This window comes from Billgrantia sp. NRB1 (assembly GCF_056921725.1).
On the sequence record NZ_CM167783.1, the window covers coordinates 1982848 to 2003293 of the forward strand.

Consider the following 20446-nt stretch of genomic DNA (forward strand, 5'->3'; position numbering starts at 1 on the left):
TAACGCCGATCTGCTGACGATTCGCGACGTCGTCAGGTGCCTGGCCCGGTCGGGTGGCGCACTCTGCTGGCCAGCCCCGGCGTGGCGTGCCACGCTCACTGTGACAGCCAGCGGATAGCGAGACCCCCTCATGAGCGCCCAGACTCCGCCCCCCCAACGCCGCCTGCGTGGCAGGCCCCGTGGCCGTGAGCTCGATCTCGACGAGCTCGCCGCGCTGCGCACCCTGCTGGGTGATGAGCGCACCCAGCCCGACCTTCGCCGGCGCGACCTTCTGATCGAGCACCTGCATGCCGTTCAGGATGCCCGTGGACATCTGCCGCTGTCGGCACTGCGCGCCCTGGCCGCCTACATGAACCTGCCCATGGCGGCGGTCTACGAGACGGCGACCTTCTACGCCCATTTCGATGTCATTCACGACGAGCAGGTGCCGCCGCCGGCCACCACCGTGCGCGTCTGCGACTCGCTCTCCTGCCAACTGGCCGGCGCGGCGGCCTTGAAGAGGGCGCTGGAGGCCGAAGTGGACCCGGCCGAGGTGCGGGTGGTGCGGGCCCCCTGCATGGGGCGCTGTGACACGGCGCCGGTGGTGGAGGTGGGGCATCGCCACCTGGGAAGCGCCACCCCCGAGGCGGTGGCGACGCTGCTTGAGGATGGCGAACGGCACCCCGAAGCCATCGCCTGGCCGCGTCTGGCGGCCTACCGCGAAGCGGGGGGGTATCGCCTGCTGGAAGCCTGTCGGGCGGGAGAGGTGACGGTCGCGGCGCTGATGGCCGAGCTGGAACGGGCCAACCTGCGCGGCTTGGGTGGCGCGGGATTTCCCACCTTCAAGAAGTGGCACTTCGTGCGCCAGGAGGCGGGCCCCCGCTACTGCGTGATCAACGCCGACGAGGGAGAGCCCGGCACCTTCAAGGATCGCTATTTCCTTGAGCGCGAGCCGCATCGTTTCCTCGAAGGTGCGCTGGTCAGCGCCTGGGCGGTGGAGGCCTGCGTCCTCTATATCTACTTGCGGGACGAATATCCCGGTCTGCACCGGGTGTTACACCAGGCGATTGTCGAGCTGGAAGCGGCCGGCCTGGTCGCGCCTGGCTTCGTGGTGCTGCGCCGCGGCGCCGGCGCCTACATCTGCGGCGAGGAGTCGGCGCTGATCGAATCGCTGGAGGGAAAGCCCGGCAAGCCCCGCCACCGTCCGCCCTTCGTCGCCCAGAAGGGGCTCTTCGATCGGCCGACCCTGGTCAATAATGTGGAGACCGTCTACTGGATTCCGCTGATTCATGAGAGGGGAGCCGAGTGGTTCGCCGGCCAGGGGCGTCAGGGGCGGAAGGGCCTGCGCAGCTTCTCGGTGTCGGGACGGGTCAAGCGCCCGGGCGTGCACCTGGCGCCGGCCGGCATCACCCTCAACGAGCTGATTGAGGAGTATGGCGGCGGCATGGCCGAGGGACATCGCCTGGTGGGCTATCTGCCCGGCGGCGCCTCGGGAGGCATTCTGCCGGCGACCAAGGCGGACATTCCGCTCGATTTCGACACCCTGCAGCCCCACGGCTGTTTCATCGGCTCCGCGGCGGTGATCGTGCTCTCGGATCGCGACGACCTGCGGGCGGTGGCCACCAACCTGCTGGCCTTCTTCGCCGACGAGTCCTGCGGCCAGTGCACGCCCTGCCGGGTCGGCAGCGAGAAGATGCTGGCGCTCCTCGAGCGCGAGAGCTGGGACGCCGCGGCCCTCGAGCGCCTTGCCCAGGTGATGATGGATGCCTCCATCTGCGGCCTTGGCCAGGCGGCGCCCAACCCGGTGCTGGGGCTGCTCAAGGATTTCCGCGGCGAGCTCGCCGCCCAGAACGTGATCGTCAAGGGGTGATGTCATGACCCAAGAACGCTTTACCCTGACCCTTGACGGTGTCGAGGTCGCCGCTCGCCGCGGGGAGACCCTTTGGCAGGTGGCCAAGCGCGCCGGCGAGACCATCCCGCACCTCTGTTTCAACGACGCTCCCGGCTACCGGGCCGACGGCAACTGCCGCGCCTGCATGGTGGAGATCGAAGGCGAGCGGGTGCTGGCCGCCAGCTGCCTGCGGGAGGCAGTCCCCGATATGGTGGTCAAGAGCGCCAGTTCCGAGCGCGCCCGGGTGGCCCGTGAAGGGGTGATGGAACTGCTCGCCGTGGATCAGCCCGAGCGCGACGCGAGCCCCGACCGCTTGAGCCACTTCTGGGCCATGGCCGACAGGCTCGCCGTGGATGCCTCGACGGTGCGCCGGTGGCTGCCCGGCCGCGACGAACGCGCCGCGCCGACCGTACACCATGTGGCGCCCCGCGAGGGCTCCCCGGTCCGGGACCGCTCGCACACCGCTATGGCGGTCAACCTCGAGGCCTGCATCGAGTGCAACCTCTGCGTGCGGGCCTGTCGTGAGGTGCAGGTCAACGACGTCATCGGCCTGGCCCACCGCGGCGCGGCATCGAAGATTGTCTTCGACTTCGATGACCCCATGGGGGAGAGCACCTGCGTGGCCTGCGGCGAGTGCGTCCAGGCCTGCCCCACGGGCGCGCTGATGCCGGCCACCCTGGTGGATGCGCAAGGCCGAGGCGACGCCGCCGTGGCCGACCGTCAGGTCGACTCGGTGTGCCCCTACTGTGGGGTGGGCTGCCAGCTCAGCTACCACGTGAAGGATAACCGCATCCGCTTCGTCACGGGCAAGAACGGCCCGGCCAACCAGGGGCGACTCTGCGTGAAGGGGCGCTTCGGCTTCGATTATCCCAACCATCCGGCGCGCCTGACTCGCCCGCTGATCCGCCGCGACGGCGTGCCCAAGCGGCTCGACCCGGCCTTCGCCCCGGCCGAGCCGCTTACCCACTTCCGTGAGGCGAGCTGGGAGGAGGCGCTGGCCCTCGCCGCCCATGGGCTGGCCTCGCTCAAGGCCGCCCATGGGCCCGCCGCCCTGGCCGGCTTCGGCAGCGCCAAGTGCTCCAACGAGGAGGCCTGGCTGTTCCAGAAACTGGTGCGCACCGGCTTCGGTTCCAATAACGTCGACCACTGCACCCGGCTCTGCCATGCCAGCTCGGTGGCGGCGCTGATGGAGTGCATCGGCTCGGGGGCGGTGACCGCCTCCTTCATGCAGGCGGCCAACGCCGAGGTGGTAATCCTCACCGGCTGCAACCCGGCCATCAATCACCCGGTGGCGGCGACCTTCTTCAAGCAGGCGGCCAAGCGCGGTACGAAGTTCATCGTCATCGATCCCCGCGGCCAGGCGATGGATGCCTATGCGCACCGCCGCCTGCGCTTCACTCCCGGCACCGATGTCTCGCTGTTCAATGCCATGCTCAATGTCGTCGTCACCGAAGGGCTGCAGGACGACGCCTATATCGCCGAGCATACCGAGGGCTTCGCGGCCCTCAAGGCCCATGTGGCGGAGATGACACCCGAGGCCATGGCGCCGGTGTGCGGCGTCGACCCGGCCACGATTCGCGAGGTGGCACGGCTCTATGCCACCGCCGAGCGGGCCATGATCTTCTGGGGCATGGGGATCTCCCAGCACACCCACGGCACCGACAACGCCCGCTGCCTGATCTCGCTGGCGCTGGCCTGCGGCCACACCGGGCGCCCCGGTACCGGCCTGCATCCGCTGCGCGGTCAGAACAATGTCCAGGGGGCCTCCGATGCCGGGCTGATCCCGATGGTGCTGCCCGACTATCAACCCGTTGGCGATGCCCAGCTGCGTGCCGCGTTCGAGGCGTTATGGAACACCCTCCTCGATGAGACGCCGGGGCTCACCGTGGTGGAGATCGTCCACGCCATTCACGAGGGCACCGTGCGCGGGATGTACATCCTCGGCGAGAACCCGGCCATGTCCGACCCGGACCTGGAACATGCTCGCGCCGCTCTGGGCAAGCTCGAGCACCTGGTGGTGCAGGACCTCTTCGTAACCGAAACCGCCCAGTTCGCCGACGTCATCTTGCCGGCTTCCGCCTGGCCGGAGAAGGACGGCACCGTGACCAACACCAATCGCCAGGTGCAGCTCGGCCGCGCGGCGGTGCCGCTGCCCGGTGAGGCCAAGCCGGACTGGTGGATCATTCAGGAAATCGCCCGTCGCCTGGGCTTGGCCTGGGACTATGGGCACCCCCGGGAGGTGTTCGCTGAAATGAAGCGGGGTATGGCGTCGCTGGATCACATCAGCTGGGAGCGCCTGGTGTGCGAGACCTCGGTGACCTATCCCTGCGCGGCCGACGACGCGCCGGGAGACGATATCGTCTTCAGCGATGCCTTCCCCACCGCGAGTGGCCGGGCGACGTTCTCGCCGACGCTGCCGCTGCCCCCGGACGAGCCGATCGACGCCGATTACCCGGTAGTGCTCACCACCGGGCGACAGCTGGAGCACTGGCACACCGGGGCCATGACCCGACGTGCCCGGGTGCTCGACGACCTGGAGCCCGAAGCGGTGGCGACCCTGGCGCCGGGGGAGCTGCGGCGCCTGGGCGTGACGCCCGGCGAGGCGATCACCATCACCACCCGCCGCGGCGCCATCACCCTGGCCGCCCGGGTCGACCCGGCGATGCCCGAGGGCATGGTCTTCGTGCCATTCTGCTACGCCGAAGCGGCGGCCAACGTGCTGACCAACCCGGCGCTGGACCCCTTCGGCAAGATTCCAGAGTTCAAGTATGCCGCGGCGCGGCTGGCCAAGGCCTAGCGGCGCCCTGACGCGCCGGGTGAGACGCCCAGCGACATCTCGGCGTCGCTCTCACCGATGTTGGCGGGGTGGCCGCTGCCTATTCTGCGGCTAACCAGCGCCTTGGTGGGGCAGCTGATTGGCTGGGTGGCTTGCCTGGCGCGGCCGCGTAAGAGGAGGAGCGCCATGTATCGGCTCCGTCAGTGGGTGGTCCGCCACTCCCGTCTCTTCGAGCGTTTGTACCGGCGCTTCGAACCGCTGCTGTTGCGGCTCGAGCCGCTGTGCCGAGGCGTGGGCTACCGGCGCCTGGAGCCGCCGGTTCGTGGCGTCGAAAAGGTCGTCAAGGGGGCGCTGTTCGACTGCCAGATGTGCGGCCACTGCGTACTCAGCGACACGGGGATGGCATGCCCCATGAACTGCCCCAAGCAGATGCGTAACGGGCCCTGTGGCGGGGTGCGCAGTGACGGCCACTGCGAGGTGGTGCCGGAAATGAAGTGCGTCTGGGTCGAGGCGTGGGAGGGCAGCCGGCACATGCAGTACGGTGACCGCATCCAGGTGGTCCAGGCCCCGGTGGATCACCGCTTGATCGGCCGCTCCTCCTGGCTGGGCGTGATCCGTGAACGCGCCCGAGAGCGGCCGCACGACACAGACGTGGGGAGCCGGCTATGAAGTTCGACGACGAGCCGGTCCCCGGCTATTCGCTGCCGATCCTGCCGGGGCATGACTCGCCGGGGCGCTTCGAGCGGGTGCTGCGGGCGGGGAAGTTTGCCGTTACCAGCGAGATCGACCCGCCGGACTCCGCCGACCCGGCCGAGGTGCTCAAGCGAGCCGCTATCTTCGACGGCTACGTGGATGCCATCAACGCCACCGACGGCTCCGGTGCCAACTGCCATATGTCGAGCGTCGGCGTCTGCTCGCTGCTGACCCGGGTGGGCTATGCCACCATCCTGCAGATGTCGTGCCGCGACCGGAATCGCATCGCCATCCAGGGCGAACTGCTGGGGGCCGCCGCCATGGGCGCCTGCAACGTGCTCTGTCTGACCGGCGACGGCGTTCAGGCAGGCGACCACCCCCAGGCCAAGCCGGTATTCGACCTGGATTCGATGTCGCTGCTGGAGATCGCCCGTACCATGCGCGACGAGCACCGCTTCCAGAGCGGTCGTCCGATCGAGACGCCCCCGCGGCTGTTTCTCGGCGCGGCGGAGAACCCCTTCGTGCCACCCCACGATTGGCGGGCCGGACGCGTGGCCAAAAAGGCCGCCGCCGGGGCGCAGTTCATCCAGACCCAGTACTGTTTTGATGTGCCGCGACTGTGGGATTTCATGGCCCGGCTGGGGGACCTGGGCCTGCTGGAGGGCCCTCGGCGAGTCTTTGTCCTGCCGGGGATCGGCCCGCTGGCCTCGGCACGCAGCGCCCGCTGGATTCGCCGCCATGTGCCGGGAGTGTATATTCCCGATGCGGTGATCGCCCGCCTGGAGGGGGCCCGGGATCAGCGGGCCGAAGGCAAGCGGCTGTGCATCGAACTGCTGCAGCAGATCCGCGAGATCCCCGGGGTCAGCGGCGCGCATATCATGGCCTACCGCCAGGAGCATACGGTGGCCGAGATCATCGACGCCACCGGCGTTCTCGAGGGGCGCACCCCCTGGTATCCCGGGCGCGACGACCCCGCTCAGCGTAACCCCGAATCCCCGGCGTCCGCCTGCGAGGCGCCGCCCGATCAGCCCCAGGATACCGAAGGGGTCTCCTGAGCGGGCATTGTCGCTGCGCTTGCGCTCGACTCGGCCCTACAACTGCCGGCCGGGAAGGCTTAGAATGCGCGCAATCCTTCATTCACGCGCGGTGCCGGCCGGGCCGGGACCGCACTGACGGCGACACAGACTTCATGTCGGAATCCTCCCTGGCCCGGGAAGTCGGGCTGCGTAGAACCTTCGCGATCATCTCCCACCCCGACGCGGGCAAGACCACCATCACCGAGAAGATGCTGCTGTTCGGCAATGCGATTCAGCTGGCCGGCTCGGTGAAGAGCAAGCGCGATGACCGCCACGCCACCTCCGACTGGATGAAGATGGAGCAGGAGCGGGGCATCTCGGTGACCACCTCGGTGATGCAGTTCCCCTACGGCGGCCGCATCGTCAACCTGCTCGACACCCCGGGCCACGAGGACTTCTCCGAGGACACCTACCGCACCCTTACCGCGGTGGATTCGGCGCTGATGGTGATCGACGGCGCCAAGGGCGTCGAGGCGCGCACCATCAAACTGATGGAGGTGTGCCGCCTGCGCACCACGCCGATCCTCACCTTCGTCAACAAGATGGACCGCGATATCCGTGACCCCATCGAGGTGATGGACGAGGTGGAGACGGTGCTCGACATCCAGTGCGCGCCCATGACCTGGCCCATCGGCATGGGGCGCCACTTCAAGGGGGTCTATCACCTCTATAATGACGTGATCCACCTCTATACCCAGGGGCAGGGGAGCCGGATTCCCGATGACAAGCGCATCGAGGGGCTCGACAATCCCGAGGTCGATGCGCTACTCGGCGAGGAGGCCGCCGAGGAGCTGCGCATGGAAGTGGAGCTGGTGCGCGGCGCTTCCCACGAGTTCGACCTGGCGGCCTACCGGCGCGGCGAGCTCACCCCGGTCTACTTCGGGACCGCCATGGGCAACTTCGGCGTGCGCGAGATGCTCGACGGCTTCGTCGAATATGCGCCGCCGCCCCAGCCGCGGGAGACCGACACCCGCAGCGTCGAGGCCACCGACGAGCGCTTCACCGGCTTCGTCTTCAAGATCCAGGCCAACATGGACCCGCGCCACCGCGACCGCATCGCCTTCCTGCGGGTTTGTTCCGGCAAGTACGAGAAAAACATGAAGATGCGCCATGTGCGGATCGGCAAGGACGTCAAGATCGCCGATGCGCTGACCTTCATGGCGTCCGACCGCTCCCACGTCGAGGAGGCCTGGCCGGGCGATATCATCGGGCTGCACAACCACGGCACCATCCAGATCGGCGACACCTTCACCCTGGGCGAGGACATGCGCTTCACCGGCATTCCCCACTTCGCGCCGGAGCTGTTCAAGCGGGTCCAGCTCAAGGACCCGCTCAAGCTCAAGGCGCTGCAGAAGGGCCTGCAGCAGCTCTCCGAGGAGGGCGCGACCCAGCTGTTCATGCCGTTGGACAACAACGACCTGATCCTCGGCGCCGTGGGGACCCTGCAGTTCGACGTGGTGGCCCACCGCCTCAAGGAGGAGTATAAGGTCGACTGCGTCTACGAGCCGGTCAACGTCAATACCGCCCGCTGGATCTACTGCGACGATGTCAAGAAGCTCGAGGAGTTCAAGCGCAAGGCCAGCGCCAACCTGGCCATGGACGGCGGCGGCTACCTGACCTACATCGCCCCGACCCGGGTCAATCTGCAGATGACCCAGGAGCGCTGGCCGGAGATTCGCTTTGCCGCCACCCGGGAGCATTGAGCCACCCGTCAACCACGTAGAATGGCATCCAGGCAAGCGGCGCCGGGGACAGGCCTGAAGGGGGTCTTTTTCCAGGGAAGGAAAAAGTAGCGTACAGGGAGGTATTTACAGCGCCCCCGAACAGGCCTGTTGCCGGAACAGCCGCGACTCGAAGCCTCATTGCGGAGTTGCAAGGTGCTTATCGACGCCCACTGCCATCTGGATTTCCCCGATTTCGACGCCGACCGCGAGGCGATGTTCGAGCGGGCCCGGGCGGTGGGCGTCGTCCACTTCGTGGTGCCGGGCACCACCCGTGAGCGCTGGCCGGGGGTGCTGGCATTGGGCAGGCGCGACGATGTCAGCGTCTGCCTGGGACTGCATCCCTATTTCATGGATACCCACGTAGAGGGCGACCTGGACGCCCTTGAGCAGGCCCTGGCGGCTCACTGCGGGGGCGTCTCACCCAGGGTCGTGGCGGTCGGCGAGTGTGGGATTGACGCCCGCCTCGAGGCGAGCCTGGACGCCCAGTGGGACTATTTCGATGCCCAGCTGCGCCTGGCCAAGGTCTACCGCCTGCCGGTGGTGATTCACTGCGTGCGCGCCAACGACCCGGTGACCAAGCGGCTGCGCCAGCTCGACCTGCCGGCCGGCGGGCTGATCCACGCCTTCGCCGGCTCGCCCGAGCAGGCGCTTCGCTTTCTCGATCTGGGCTTCACGGTCGGGCTGGGGGGCGCGGTGACCCACGAGCGCGCGAGGCGGCTGCATCGCGCGGTGGCCGCGCTGCCCGACGACGGCTATGTGCTGGAGACCGATAGCCCCGACATGCCGCTGGCCGGCCGCCGTGGCGAGCGCAATGAGCCCGCCAGGATCGCCGAGGTGGCCCGGGTGGTGGCGGCACATCGCGGCCAGGCAGTGGAGGACGTGGCGGCGCATAGCACCGCCACGGCCCGACGGCTGTTCGGGGTCGAGGGCGAGGCGTCGCGCTAGGCGCGTTACCTCGAGGTCGCCAGCTGCTCCGGATCCAGGCGCTCGATGGGGTAGGGCAGCTTCAGTTGCTTGAGCTGCTGGCCAGCGACCTGGAGGGGGCCGGTGTCGTCCTTCTGCGTCAGGACGGCAAGGATCTCGGGTTGACCATAGGCGTCGAGCTCGGCGGCGACTACCTCACCTCGGGACTTGTCATTTTCGTCAGTCACCGCGGCCCCCAGGACGGGCAGGGTGTCGCCCTCCAGCTGGGCCCGCACCAGGCGTTTCTTGACCTGGCCGCGGAAGTGGGCACGGGCCACGACCTCCTGGCCGGTGTAGCACCCCTTCTTGAAGCTGATCCCGCCTAGCGCCTCCCAGTTGAGCATCTGCGGGAGCAGCGCATCGCGATAATGAGGCGTCAGCCAGGCCAGGCCGGCCTGGATGTCGTGCAGGCACCAGACGGCGTTGCCCACTGGGGCTGCCTGAGCGGTGAGCTGGCTGAAGGCCTCGATGGCACGCTCGCTTGGCAGGCAGGCCAGCAGGCGTGGGCGGGTGCCAGGATGGGCCAGCAGCTGAATGTCACCCTGGCTGATCTGGTGCCAGATTGCCGGTGGCACGGCGTCGAAGCGCACCTCGCCCAGCGCCAACGCTTCGCGGCCGATCAGGCCGATGAGCGCGAGGTCGTCGCGGACCTTGAGTTCAGTCTTGTAGAAGGCGGCAAACTTGCCCAGGTGCTCGGCCAGGGGGGCCACCAGTCCACGATGCATCAGCAGCCGGTAGTGCTCCGGTGCCACCCGCATCAGCTGGGCGTTGGCGAGCATGCGCCCCTTGGGGGTGCAGAAGCAGGTCAGAGGGGCGAAGTCTCCGTCGGCGAGATCGACCTGGGCGCTGGCCTGGCCTTGGAGGAAGCGTGCCGCATCGGTGCCGATCACGTCGAGAACACCGAGGTGAACGAGGGGAGCGACCACGGTGCCCTCGAGGGCCTGTCGGGCCGGGCTGCTGCCTTCCTGGGCAGTCGGGAATTCGACGCGATCATCCACGCGCCGGCCGCCCAGGGCGTCAATCCAGTCACTCATACCGTTGGCTCCAGCTGGTTCGCTTTGGGATAAGGGGAATCGTTATCAATGACTGTTATGCGGGCGGTGGGCGGGGATTGCAAGCGGCTGCCTCACTCGCCATGCCCGTGCTAGACTCGCTGCTTTATTGGTTTGCCAGATCAGGAGGCCCGCATGGCCCATCAGTCGCTCAGTTTTCGGGGGGTCGAGAATGCCGATCAGGTCAATCGCATTACCACCGCCCTGATGATGCTCGACGGCGTCGAGAGTGCCGAAGTGGGGCGTCACGGCGCCGAAGTGGAGGGCCGGGTGCGCCGAGCGGCGCTGATCGAGGCGGTGAAGTCCCTGAAACTCGGCATCGAGGTGGAATAGGTGACCATTCGGATCGTCACGGAGCATAACGGCCGCTATCGCCAGCGGGTGGACATCGAGGGCTTCGAGGATCTGTTCGTCGACGTGCCCAAGCCCTACGGCGGCGACGGCACGGCGCCGGACCCACATGACTATTTCGATCTCTCCTTGGGGGCTTGCAAGGCGATCACCGCCCAGATGTATGCCCGACGCAAGGAGTGGCCGCTGGACGGGGTCAGCGTCACCGTGAAGCGTGATGAACGCGACGAGGCCAAAGGCGTCTATCGTCTCGAGGTGCACATGATCTTCCACGGCATCGATGACCCGGCCCAGTGCGCGCGACTCGAGGAGATCAGCCACAAGTGTCCGATTCATCGCCTGATGACCACCTCCACGGTGGAGATCACCACGCGCAGCGACCTGGGCTGAGCGCGCCGCTGCCGGCCTCTGACCCATCCAGGAGCCACCATGAGCAAGCCCTTTCGCCTGCAGTCGAACTTTCAGCCGGCCGGCGACCAGCCCGACGCCATTGCCGGCTTGGTCGGCGGCCTTGAGTCGGGGCTCGCGCATCAGACGCTGCTGGGGGTGACCGGCTCGGGCAAGACCTTCACCATGGCCAACGTGGTGCAGAGCCTGCAGCGCCCGACCATCGTCATGGCGCCCAACAAGACCCTGGCGGCCCAGCTCTACGGCGAGTTCAAGGCGTTCTTCCCCGACAACGCCGTGGAGTATTTCGTCTCCTACTACGATTACTACCAGCCCGAGGCCTATGTCCCCTCGTCGGACACCTTCATCGAGAAGGACGCCTCCATCAACGACCATATCGAGCAGATGCGCCTGTCGGCCACCAAGGCGCTGCTGGAGCGTCGCGATGCGCTGATCGTGGTCTCGGTGTCGGCGATCTACGGCCTGGGCGACCCCGACCAGTACCTGAAGATGCGCCTGCACTTCACCCGCGGCGAGCTGATCGACCAACGCGCCTTCCTGCGCCGCCTGGCGGAGCTGCAGTACATCCGCAACGACATGGACTTCAAGCGCGGCACCTATCGGGTGCGGGGCGATGTCATCGACATCTACCCGGCGGACTCCGACGAGGAGGCGGTTCGCGTCGAGCTCTTCGACGACGAGATCGACGGGATCAGCCTCTTCGATCCGTTGACCGGCGAGGTGCGGGGCAAGGTGCCGCGGATGACCATCTACCCCAAGTCGCACTACGTCACGCCGCGGGAGACGATCCTGGGGGCGATCGATGAGATCAAGGCGGAACTGGCGGACCGCCTGGCCTGGCTGCGCCAACACGAGCGACTGGTGGAGGCCCAGCGCCTGGAGCAGCGGACCCTCTACGATATCGAGATGATGCTGGAGCTGGGCTACTGCAACGGCATCGAGAACTACTCGCGCTATCTCTCCGGCCGCAATCCCGGCGAGCCGCCGCCCACCTTCTTCGACTACCTGCCTGACGATGCCCTGCTGTTCATCGACGAGAGCCACGTCAGCGTTCCCCAGGTGGGTGGCATGTACAAGGGCGACCGCTCCCGCAAGGAGACCCTAGTGGAGTACGGCTTCCGCCTGCCGTCGGCCCTGGACAACCGCCCCATGACCTTCCAGGAGTGGGAGCGCATCTCTCCCCAGACGATCTTCGTCTCCGCGACGCCGGGCCCCTACGAGGCCGAGCATGCCGGTCAGGTGGTGGAGCAGGTAGTACGGCCCACCGGGCTGCTCGACCCCGAGCTCGAGGTTCGCCCGGCCAGCACCCAGGTGGACGACCTGCTCTCCGAGATTCGCCTGCGTGCGGAGGTGGGCGAACGGGTGCTGGTGACGACGCTGACCAAGCGCATGGCGGAGGACCTCACCGAGTACCTGGATGAGCACGATGTGCGCGTGCGCTACCTGCACTCCGATATCGATACCGTGGAGCGGGTGGAGATCATCCGCGACCTTCGCCTGGGCAAGTTCGACGTGCTGGTGGGCATCAACCTGCTGCGCGAGGGGCTCGATATTCCCGAGGTCTCGCTGGTGGCGATCCTCGACGCCGACAAGGAGGGCTTCCTGCGCAACGAGCGCTCGCTGATCCAGACCATCGGCCGGGCGGCGCGTAACGCCCACGGCAAGGCGATTCTCTACGGCGATCGGGTGACCGACTCCATGCGTCGCGCCATGGACGAGACCGAGCGGCGCCGCGCCAAGCAGATTGCCCACAATGAGAAGCACGGCATCACCCCGACCACCGTGACCCGTTCGGTGGCCGATATCATGGAAGCCGCCCAGGCCCCGGGGAAGAAGGGCAAGGGGCGGCGCAGCGAGCGCAAGGTGGCCGAGGGGGCCGCCGTCTACGACCCCGCCTCGCTGTCCCCCGCCGACCTGGCCAAGGAACTGTCGCGGGTGGAGGATGCCATGTTCGAGGCGGCCCAGAACCTGGAGTTCGAGGAGGCGGCCAGGCTGCGCGACCGGCTGCATGAGCTCAAGGAGCGGCAGCTGGCGCTGGGGTAGGCATCGTTGATTGTCTGCTGCGCTCGCCACGGAGCGAGGGGCGCCGGGGGCAGGCCGAAGAGGAGGTCCGATTCCAGGGAAGGAAATCGGTAGCGTACAGGGAAGTATTTACAGCGCCTCCTCATAGGCCTGTCCGCGGATCAGCCCCGAGCGGGCCATGATCGCCGGATTCGTTGCTGAGAACGTAAGGAAAAGGGATGCCCGAAGGCCCTGAGATCCGCCGTGCCGCCGACCGGGTGCACGAACAGTTGGCCGGCCGCCGTCTGGACCATGTCTGGTTCGCCTTTCCCGAGCTGGCGCCGGAGGCGGCCGGGCTGGTGGGGCGCGAGGTCACGGCGGTGGACAGCTGGGGCAAGGCGCTGCTGACTCGCTTCGACGACGGTCGGGTGCTCTACTCCCACAACCAGCTCTACGGCGTCTGGAAGCTCCACGACGCCGAGCGCGAGCCGGATACCGAGCGCTCGCTGCGGGTCCGGCTGGTGGCCGAGGGCAGGGCGGCAAGTCTCTATAGCGCCTCGGACGTTTCGCTGTGGCAGGCCGAGCGGCTGTCGGAGCATCCATTTCTCTCCCGTCTCGGCCCCGACCTGCTCACCCACGGCGTCACGGTAGAGCAGGCCATGGTACGCCTCCAGCAACCGAGGTTCCAGCGCCGAGGCCTGGGCGGGCTGCTCCTGGATCAGGCGCTGTTTGCCGGGGTCGGCAACTATCTGCGCTCCGAGATTCTCTTCTTCGCCGGCCTCCACCATAAGGCACGACCCCTCGAGCTGGACGAGGCGGCGCTTGCCCGGCTGGCCCGCAGCCTGCTTGGGATTACCCGGCAGGCCTACGAACAGGCGGGGGTGACCAATCGTGGCGACTGGGCCAAGGCCGAGCGGGCGCGGGGCGCGTCTTTCCGGCGCTGGCGCTTCGCCGTGTTCGAACGCGATGGCCTGCCTTGCCACGCCTGCGGAGCCGCCATCGAGCGGCGAAGGGTCGCGTCGCGGTGGCTGTATCGCTGCCCGGTCTGTCAGCCAGGCTGCTAGCGGTGTTTTTATACCGTTATCTATCCCGGGCAAATCGCTACGCATACGACCTTGGCGGCAAGACGCTGTCGACAAAGAGGGGATAGGGTATAATCCGCCCCCGTTCGAGCCCGCCGTGCTGGCCGTGAAGTCGCCTCGAGAGCGGGCATGCCGACAATGCCGAGGAGTTCCTTGCCCATGACCGTGATCCGCCAGGACGATCTGATCGACAGCGTCGCCGATGCGCTGCAGTACATCTCCTACTACCATCCCAAGGACTTCATCGACGCCATGGCGGCCGCCTATGAGCGCGAAGAGAATCCTGCGGCCAAGGACGCCATTGCCCAGATCCTGATCAACTCGCGGATGTGTGCCACGGGGCACCGCCCGATCTGCCAGGACACCGGTATCGTCACCGTCTTCGTGCACGTGGGGATGAACGTGCGCTTCGAAGCGGACATGAGCCTCGACGATATGATCAACGAGGGGGTGCGTCGCGCCTACCAGCTGCCTGACAACGTGCTGCGTGCCTCGGTACTGGCCGACCCGGACGGCGCCCGCAAGAACACCGGCGACAACACCCCGGCGGTGATCCATCACAAGATCGTCCCCGGCGACACCGTCGAGGTCCATGTGGCTGCCAAGGGGGGCGGCAGCGAGGCGAAGTCCAAGTTCGCCATGCTCAACCCCTCCGACAACGTGGTCGACTGGGTGCTGGAGCAGCTGCCCAAGATGGGCGCCGGTTGGTGCCCGCCCGGCATGCTCGGCATCGGCATCGGCGGTACCGCCGAGAAGGCCATGGAGATCGCCAAGGAGGCGCTGCTCGACCCCATCGACATCCAGGAACTCCAGGCCCGCGGGGCGTCCAATCGTGCCGAGGAGCTGCGCCTGGAGCTGTTCGACAAGGTCAACAAGAGCGGCATCGGCGCCCAGGGCCTGGGCGGGCTGACCACGGTGCTCGATATCAAGGTCAAGGACTACCCGACCCACGCCGCCAACAAGCCGGTGGCGATCATCCCCAACTGCGCGGCCACCCGCCACGCCCACTTCACCCTGGACGGTTCCGGCCCTGCGGCCCTGCCGGCGCCGAAGCTGGAAGACTGGCCGGAGATCACCCGTGAAGCGGGGGATAACGTCAAGCGCGTCAACCTCGACAGCGTGACGCCTGAAGAAGTGCAGAGCTGGCAGCCCGGCGACACCCTGCTGCTCAACGGCAAGCTGCTGACCGGCCGCGACGCCGCCCACAAGCGCATGGTGGACATGATTGCCAAGGGCGAGCCGCTGCCCGTGGACATGAAGGGTCGCTTCATCTACTACGTGGGTCCGGTGGACCCGGTGGGCGACGAGGTGGTGGGCCCGGCCGGTCCCACCACCGCCACCCGCATGGACAAGTTCACCCGCACCATGCTGGAAGAGACCGGCCTGCTGGGCATGGTGGGCAAGGCCGAGCGCGGCCCGGCGGCCATCGAGGCGATCCGCGACAACAAGGCGGTCTATCTGATGGCCGTGGGCGGCTCCGCCTACCTGGTGGCCCAGGCGATCAAGAAGTCCCGGGTGGTGGGCTTCGAGGACCTCGGTATGGAGGCGATCTACGAGTTCGAGGTGGAGGACATGCCGGTGACCGTGGCCGTGGATAGCCAGGGCACGTCGGTGCACCAGACCGGCCCGGCCAAGTGGAAGGAGATCATCGCCGAGCGGGCCTGATCTGGCGACCAGTCTGCGAGGAGAAGGACCTCCTCTGCGACTTGTCCCTCGCTTTCCGTAACGCTGATAGTCGACTGAACGGCCCCGCCATCTGGCGGGGCCGTGGCGGTTTGGGGTATGCTGTAGAACGCTGTTTTTTCAGGGAGAGAACATGGCATCCTGGCTGTTCGGCCTGGTGATTTTCCTGGTTCACGTTTTGGGTTTCATCTCGGCGGGATTGGCGCTGATGTCCAGTCGTACCTCCCAGGGCGCCGTGGCCTGGATCATTTCCCTGGTGACGCTTCCCTACCTGGCGGTGCCGGCCTACTGGATCTTCGGCCGGCCGCGCTTCTATGGTTACGTCTCCGCTCGAGGCGAGCGTGACACCGTGCTGCGCCGGGTTCTGGCGCGCTACCGCGAGCTGATCGAGCCCTACCTGGCGGATGCCCGGGACCCGGATATTCGCGCCGTCGAGCAGCTGGCGATGATGCCGCTGACCAGCGGCAATCGCGCCCAGCTGCTGATCGACGGGCAAGCAACCTTCGACAGTATCTTCGCCGGCATCGACGCCGCCGAGGACTATGTGCTCGTGCAGTTCTTCATCGTGCGCAATGACGCCCTGGGCATGCGCCTCAAGGAGCGTCTGTCGCGGGCCGCCGAGCGCGGGGTGCGGGTCTACTTCCTTTACGACGAGGTGGGAAGCCGCAAGCTGCCGGAAGGCTATCTGCGCGATCTCGCCGAGGTCGGTGTGGAAGTGACCGCGTTTCGCTCGTCCCGGGGCTTCAAGCATCGCTTTCAGCTCAATTTCCGCAACCACCGCAAGGTGCTGGTGGTGGACGGCAAGGAGGGCTGGCTCGGCGGTTTCAACGTGGGTGTCGAATATCTTGGTCAGCATCCTCGCCATGGCCCCTGGCGCGACACTCACCTGAAACTCACCGGGCCTAGCGTGCTAGGCCTGCAGGAGGCCTTCTGGGAGGATTGGCACTGGGCGACTGGCGAGGTGATCTGGCTCTGCTGGGAGCCTCAGACGACCTGCGTGGAGTGTCAGAACGTAGTGATCGTGCCCTCCGGTCCTGCCGATCGGCAGGAGACGGCGAGCTTGCTGGTGCAGCACGCCATTCACAGCGCCCATGAGCGGCTGTGGGTGACCAGCCCCTACTTCGTGCCCGACCAGGGGGTGCAGGATGCCCTGCGGCTGGCCGCCATGCGCGGCGTCGACGTGCGCATCATGATTCCCGAGCACCCGGACCACCTGCTGGTCTATCTCTCGGCGTTCTCCTTCCTGCCGGATATGGTGCGGGCCGGGGTTAAGGTGTACCGCTACCAGCCGGGCTTTTTGCACCAGAAAGTGATGCTGATCGATGACAGCGCCGCCAGCGTTGGCACGGTGAATCTGGACAACCGCTCTTTCCGGCTCAATTTCGAGATCACCGCCTTCATTCCCGACCGTCGCTTTGCCGCCGAAGTGAGGCTGATGCTCGAGCGGGATTTTGCCGCGTGTCGCCGGATCGGCTATGACGAGCTGCAAAATCGTGCCCTGTGGCGCAAGCTGGTCTCCCGAGCGGCCTATCTGACCTCGCCGATCCAGTAGCCGCTTGGGTTCGCATCGTCGCTGGGGTACATTAGTGCCTGCCAAAACGGACCGTTCTGCTGCCATCGATTGGCACGCCAAGCACGGTCTTGCTGTGAATCAACGCCTGTCATCGGGAGCTGCGGTGAACCTCGAGACCAAATGGCTGGAAGACTTCGTTGCCCTGGCCAATACGCGCAGTTTTTCGGCTTCGGCCCGCCAGCGACATGTCACCCAGCCGGCCTTTAGCCGTCGCATCCGCTCGCTGGAGCAGGCGGTGGGGGTAACCCTGGTGGATCGCTCCACCACCCCCATCAATCTCACGCCGGAAGGGCAGCTGTTTTTGATCACCGCGCGTAATCTGGTGGAGCAGCTCAACGAGTGTCTGGGCCATCTGCGCGGTGTCTCCATGGCCCGTGAAGCGCTGGATATCGTCGCGGCGCACTCCCTGGCATTGAGCTTTTATCCGCAGTGGATCTCGCGTCTCCAGGAGGGGCTGGGGGAGTTGCCGACGCGCCTGGTGGCGATGAACGTCGGCGAAGCCATCCATGTGCTACGCGAAGGCAACTGCGACCTGATGCTCGCCTATCACGACCAGCACGCCACCATGCAGCTCGATGCCGAGGTCTTCCCCTCTTTCTCCATCGGCCAGGTCAAGATGCTGCCGGTCAGCCTGCCGGACGACAGCGGGCGCCCCCGTTTCAGCCTCGACAGCCAGGCGCCGATTCCCTACCTCGCCTATACCCAGGGGGCCTTCCTGGGGCGTAGCGTGCGCATGGTGCTGAAGAACGATCCGCTGCGGCTCCGACTGCGTACCGTCTACGAAACGGCCATGGCTGAGGGGCTGAAGGGAATGGTGATGCAGGGGGTGGGGCTGGCCTGGATTCCCGACTTCTGCATACGCGAGGAGCTCAACAGCGGCCGGCTGGTCCGGGCCGGCGACGAGAAGTGGGACGTGCCGCTGGAGATCCGTCTGTATCGCTGTTCGCTGGTGCACAAGCCGGGCGTCGAGAAGCTGTGGCGACAGATGCAGAAGCTGCCGCGCGATTTTCTCCAAGCGTAAAAAGAAGGGGCTCTTGCTGTGCTCGCGATACAGGCTCCTTCTTTTGCCGTGCTATATCCCGCCGAAATCGGCCGGCAGGCCGAGGAAGTTCTGAATGATGAAGAAGTGGTCCTCGAACAGGCTCTCGGGTTCGAGCTCTGCGAGGGGCACCCAGCGGGCGTGATCGCCCCCCTTGACCGGCTTGAGTCGGGGGAGCTGCTGGTCGGGTCGCAGGGCGAAGTAGAAAGCTTCGGCCAGGGTTCGGCCCCGCCAGCTGCGGTGGGGCTCGTCGAACAGCCGCTGACCGCGCAGCGACCCCTTGAGTACTGGCTCCGGCACCTTGAGGCGCACCCGTTCACGCAGCTCGCGCAGGCATGCATCCAGCAGCCGCTCATGGGGATTGATGAAGCCGCCGGGTAGGGCGAGCAGTCCCTTGCCGGGGGCTGCCTTGCGCCGCACCAGCAGCACATGGCCCGACTGCACGACCACCGCGTTGACGGTCACGAAGATGGGCGGGTAGGGTGCCTGGGCCCAGGCCTGGCGGTACTGTTCCAGCAGCTGCTGCTCTTCCAGCAGCTGGCGATGGGCATCGCCATCGACGAACTGACGTAGCGCGGTGCAGACACCGGGCGGTAAATCGTGAGTCGCCCCGGTGCTCAGGTAGTCGGCGGCCGATGAAGCGGAGCGAAACAGCCGTTCGCGAATCTGGCTGGCGGAGATACCCTCGACCAGCGGCACGCTTGCCGACTCCCACTGGGGGAACAGCGACAGGTAGTAGCTCGACTGGCCGCGACTGGCGCCGATCAGGCCGATGCGCGGCAGGCGGGCATGATGGTGGCCGGCGATGTCGCGCACCTTGCGCTGCACGTCGCGTACCCAGACATCGTCGTTGTAGAGGGCGTCGAGCAGCGGCACGATCGCCAGGCGCGCATTCTCTTCCTCGTCGAAGCAGCCGCGCAGCATGGTCTGGCGCTCGTCGAAGCGCCAGGGGTTGCGCAGCGAGCGCGCCTGCCAGGCGGAGCCGACCAGCACGATGACCTGGCGGGCATGGCGCAGTGCTTCGTTGATGACCGCCAGGTGTCCAAGGTGGGGCGGCTGAAAACGGCCGATGAAGACCAGGCAGTCGAAATCGGGCGTGGGGGCGGGCATCGGCGGATCCTTCGCTGGCGGCTCGGGGTGCCCATTATGGGCGGGGCTCTGTGGGGCTGCAATCCAGGACAAGCAGCTCGCGCCTGAATCGCATATGCTCAGACGGGATGCTTAACGAACAGGGAGGTGGTGTGCGAAAGCGTGGATGGCAATTCTGGTGGCAGGTGACGCGCGATGCCGTGAATCAGTGGCTGGAGCGCAACGCCTTCAGCTATGCCGGTTCGCTGGCGTTCTACACCCTCTTCTCGCTGGCTCCCACCATCATCATTGCGGTCACGGTGATTGGCGTGGTGCTGGGCGAGGATGCGGCCCAGGGGCAGATCGTTGCCCAGCTCCAGGGGACGCTGGGCGAAGAGGCGGCCCGGGCCATCGAGCAGACCGTGGCGGCGTCACGGATCGAGGAGAGCGGTCTGCTGCCGACGCTGCTCGGGGTCGGGGCTCTGGTGGTGGGGGCCACCACGGTCTTTGCCCAGATGCAGTTCTCGCTCAATACCCTCTGGGGAGTGACCGCCAAGCCCAGCAGCAACAGCCTGCTGGTCTTTCTCAAGAATCGCCTGCTGTCTCTGGCCGTGGTGCTGGCGATCGGTTTCATCCTGCTGGTGTCGCTGGTGCTCGGCGTGCTGGTGCGCGCTATGCTCCATGCTGGCGATGAGCTGGTGCCCTTCATCGGCCTGCTTGGCACCGGTGCCGAGTTTCTGATTTCGCTGCTTATGGTGGCACTGCTGTTCGCCACCATCTTCAAGGTGTTGCCCGATGTGGTGCTGGGCTGGCGAGACGTTTTGGTGGGGGCGGTGGTAACGGCGCTGCTGTTTTCCGTGGGGCGCAGCGTGATCGCCGCCTACCTGGCCTATACGGCCACGGCGTCCGCCTACGGGGCGGCGGGGTCGGTGGTGATGGTGCTGCTGTGGGTCTACTATTCGTCCCTCATTCTCCTGTTTGGCGCGGCCTTTACCCGCAGCCACCTGCTGGCCCGGGGGCGTGAGATCGTCCCCCGCAGTACTGCGGTGGTGGTCCGTCGCGAGCTGCTGGGAGAGTGACGACTTCG

General features: G+C 66.8%; 16 protein-coding genes. 14 read left to right on the forward strand and 2 right to left on the reverse strand.

What is annotated here, in order from left to right; translation table 11 throughout:
• The first annotated feature begins 130 nt into the window (after positions 1 to 130).
• The 6 genes from ACZIYR_RS09060 (at position 131) to ACZIYR_RS09085 (ending at position 9084) form a co-directional block, all read left to right on the forward strand.
• Complete coding sequence (locus ACZIYR_RS09060) at positions 131 to 1849, forward strand: NAD(P)H-dependent oxidoreductase subunit E (protein WP_483528959.1); 1719 nt, start codon at positions 131 to 133, stop codon at positions 1847 to 1849.
• 4 nt (positions 1850 to 1853) lie between these two features.
• On the forward strand, positions 1854 to 4667 hold the full coding sequence (gene fdhF / locus ACZIYR_RS09065; RefSeq protein WP_483528960.1) for a formate dehydrogenase subunit alpha: 2814 nt from the start codon (positions 1854 to 1856) through the stop codon (positions 4665 to 4667).
• Positions 4668 to 4832: 165 nt separating this feature from the next.
• Positions 4833 to 5315, forward strand: coding sequence for a methylenetetrahydrofolate reductase C-terminal domain-containing protein (locus ACZIYR_RS09070; protein WP_483528961.1), 483 nt, complete (start codon positions 4833 to 4835; stop codon positions 5313 to 5315).
• Positions 5312 to 6394: a methylenetetrahydrofolate reductase gene (locus tag ACZIYR_RS09075; RefSeq protein WP_483528962.1), complete on the forward strand. Its 1083-nt coding sequence runs from the start codon at positions 5312 to 5314 to the stop codon at positions 6392 to 6394. Before ACZIYR_RS09070 ends, ACZIYR_RS09075 begins: the two co-directional genes overlap by 4 nt.
• A 134-nt stretch (positions 6395 to 6528) precedes the next feature.
• Positions 6529 to 8118, forward strand: a complete 1590-nt coding sequence (locus ACZIYR_RS09080; protein ID WP_483528963.1) for a peptide chain release factor 3 — start codon at positions 6529 to 6531, stop codon at positions 8116 to 8118.
• A 174-nt stretch (positions 8119 to 8292) separates the two neighbouring features.
• The gene (locus ACZIYR_RS09085; RefSeq protein ID WP_483528964.1) at positions 8293 to 9084 is read left to right on the forward strand and encodes a TatD family hydrolase; all 792 of its coding nucleotides are present in this window, start codon (positions 8293 to 8295) and stop codon (positions 9082 to 9084) included.
• Positions 9085 to 9089: 5 nt separating this feature from the next.
• Here ACZIYR_RS09085 and ygfZ read toward each other — a convergent pair whose 3' ends face one another.
• The gene (ygfZ, locus tag ACZIYR_RS09090; RefSeq protein WP_483528965.1) at positions 9090 to 10136 is read right to left on the reverse strand and encodes a CAF17-like 4Fe-4S cluster assembly/insertion protein YgfZ; all 1047 of its coding nucleotides are present in this window, start codon (positions 10134 to 10136) and stop codon (positions 9090 to 9092) included.
• A gap of 153 nt (positions 10137 to 10289) precedes the next feature.
• Between ygfZ and ACZIYR_RS09095 the strand changes: the two genes are divergently transcribed.
• The 7 genes from ACZIYR_RS09095 to ACZIYR_RS09125 all read left to right on the forward strand — a co-directional run bounded on the left by ACZIYR_RS09095 (position 10290) and on the right by ACZIYR_RS09125 (position 18273).
• Complete coding sequence (locus ACZIYR_RS09095; protein ID WP_483528966.1) at positions 10290 to 10487, forward strand: hypothetical protein; 198 nt, start codon at positions 10290 to 10292, stop codon at positions 10485 to 10487.
• The gene (locus ACZIYR_RS09100; protein ID WP_483528967.1) at positions 10488 to 10895 is read left to right on the forward strand and encodes an OsmC family protein; all 408 of its coding nucleotides are present in this window, start codon (positions 10488 to 10490) and stop codon (positions 10893 to 10895) included. It begins immediately after the preceding gene.
• Between the two features lie 39 nt (positions 10896 to 10934).
• Complete coding sequence (uvrB, locus tag ACZIYR_RS09105; RefSeq protein WP_483528968.1) at positions 10935 to 12956, forward strand: excinuclease ABC subunit UvrB; 2022 nt, start codon at positions 10935 to 10937, stop codon at positions 12954 to 12956.
• Positions 12957 to 13153: 197 nt separating this feature from the next.
• Complete coding sequence (nei, locus tag ACZIYR_RS09110) at positions 13154 to 13978, forward strand: endonuclease VIII (protein ID WP_483528969.1); 825 nt, start codon at positions 13154 to 13156, stop codon at positions 13976 to 13978.
• Positions 13979 to 14155: 177 nt separating this feature from the next.
• Positions 14156 to 15661, forward strand: a complete 1506-nt coding sequence (locus ACZIYR_RS09115) for a fumarate hydratase (protein ID WP_483528970.1) — start codon at positions 14156 to 14158, stop codon at positions 15659 to 15661.
• A gap of 151 nt (positions 15662 to 15812) precedes the next feature.
• Entirely contained in the window at positions 15813 to 17231 is a 1419-nt protein-coding gene (cls, locus tag ACZIYR_RS09120; RefSeq protein WP_483528971.1) for a cardiolipin synthase, read from the forward strand.
• Between the two features lie 124 nt (positions 17232 to 17355).
• Complete coding sequence (locus ACZIYR_RS09125) at positions 17356 to 18273, forward strand: LysR substrate-binding domain-containing protein (protein WP_473033452.1); 918 nt, start codon at positions 17356 to 17358, stop codon at positions 18271 to 18273.
• A 51-nt stretch (positions 18274 to 18324) separates the two neighbouring features.
• Here the strand turns inward: ACZIYR_RS09125 and ACZIYR_RS09130 are convergent, their stop codons facing one another.
• Positions 18325 to 19401 carry a bifunctional nicotinamide-nucleotide adenylyltransferase/Nudix hydroxylase gene (locus ACZIYR_RS09130; protein WP_483528972.1) on the reverse strand — a complete coding sequence of 359 codons (1077 nt, stop codon included), beginning with the start codon at positions 19399 to 19401 and terminating at the stop codon, positions 18325 to 18327.
• A 107-nt stretch (positions 19402 to 19508) separates the two neighbouring features.
• Between ACZIYR_RS09130 and ACZIYR_RS09135 the strand changes: the two genes are divergently transcribed.
• Positions 19509 to 20438, forward strand: a complete 930-nt coding sequence (locus ACZIYR_RS09135) for a YihY/virulence factor BrkB family protein (protein WP_483528973.1) — start codon at positions 19509 to 19511, stop codon at positions 20436 to 20438.
• The last annotated feature ends 8 nt before the right edge of the window (positions 20439 to 20446 follow it).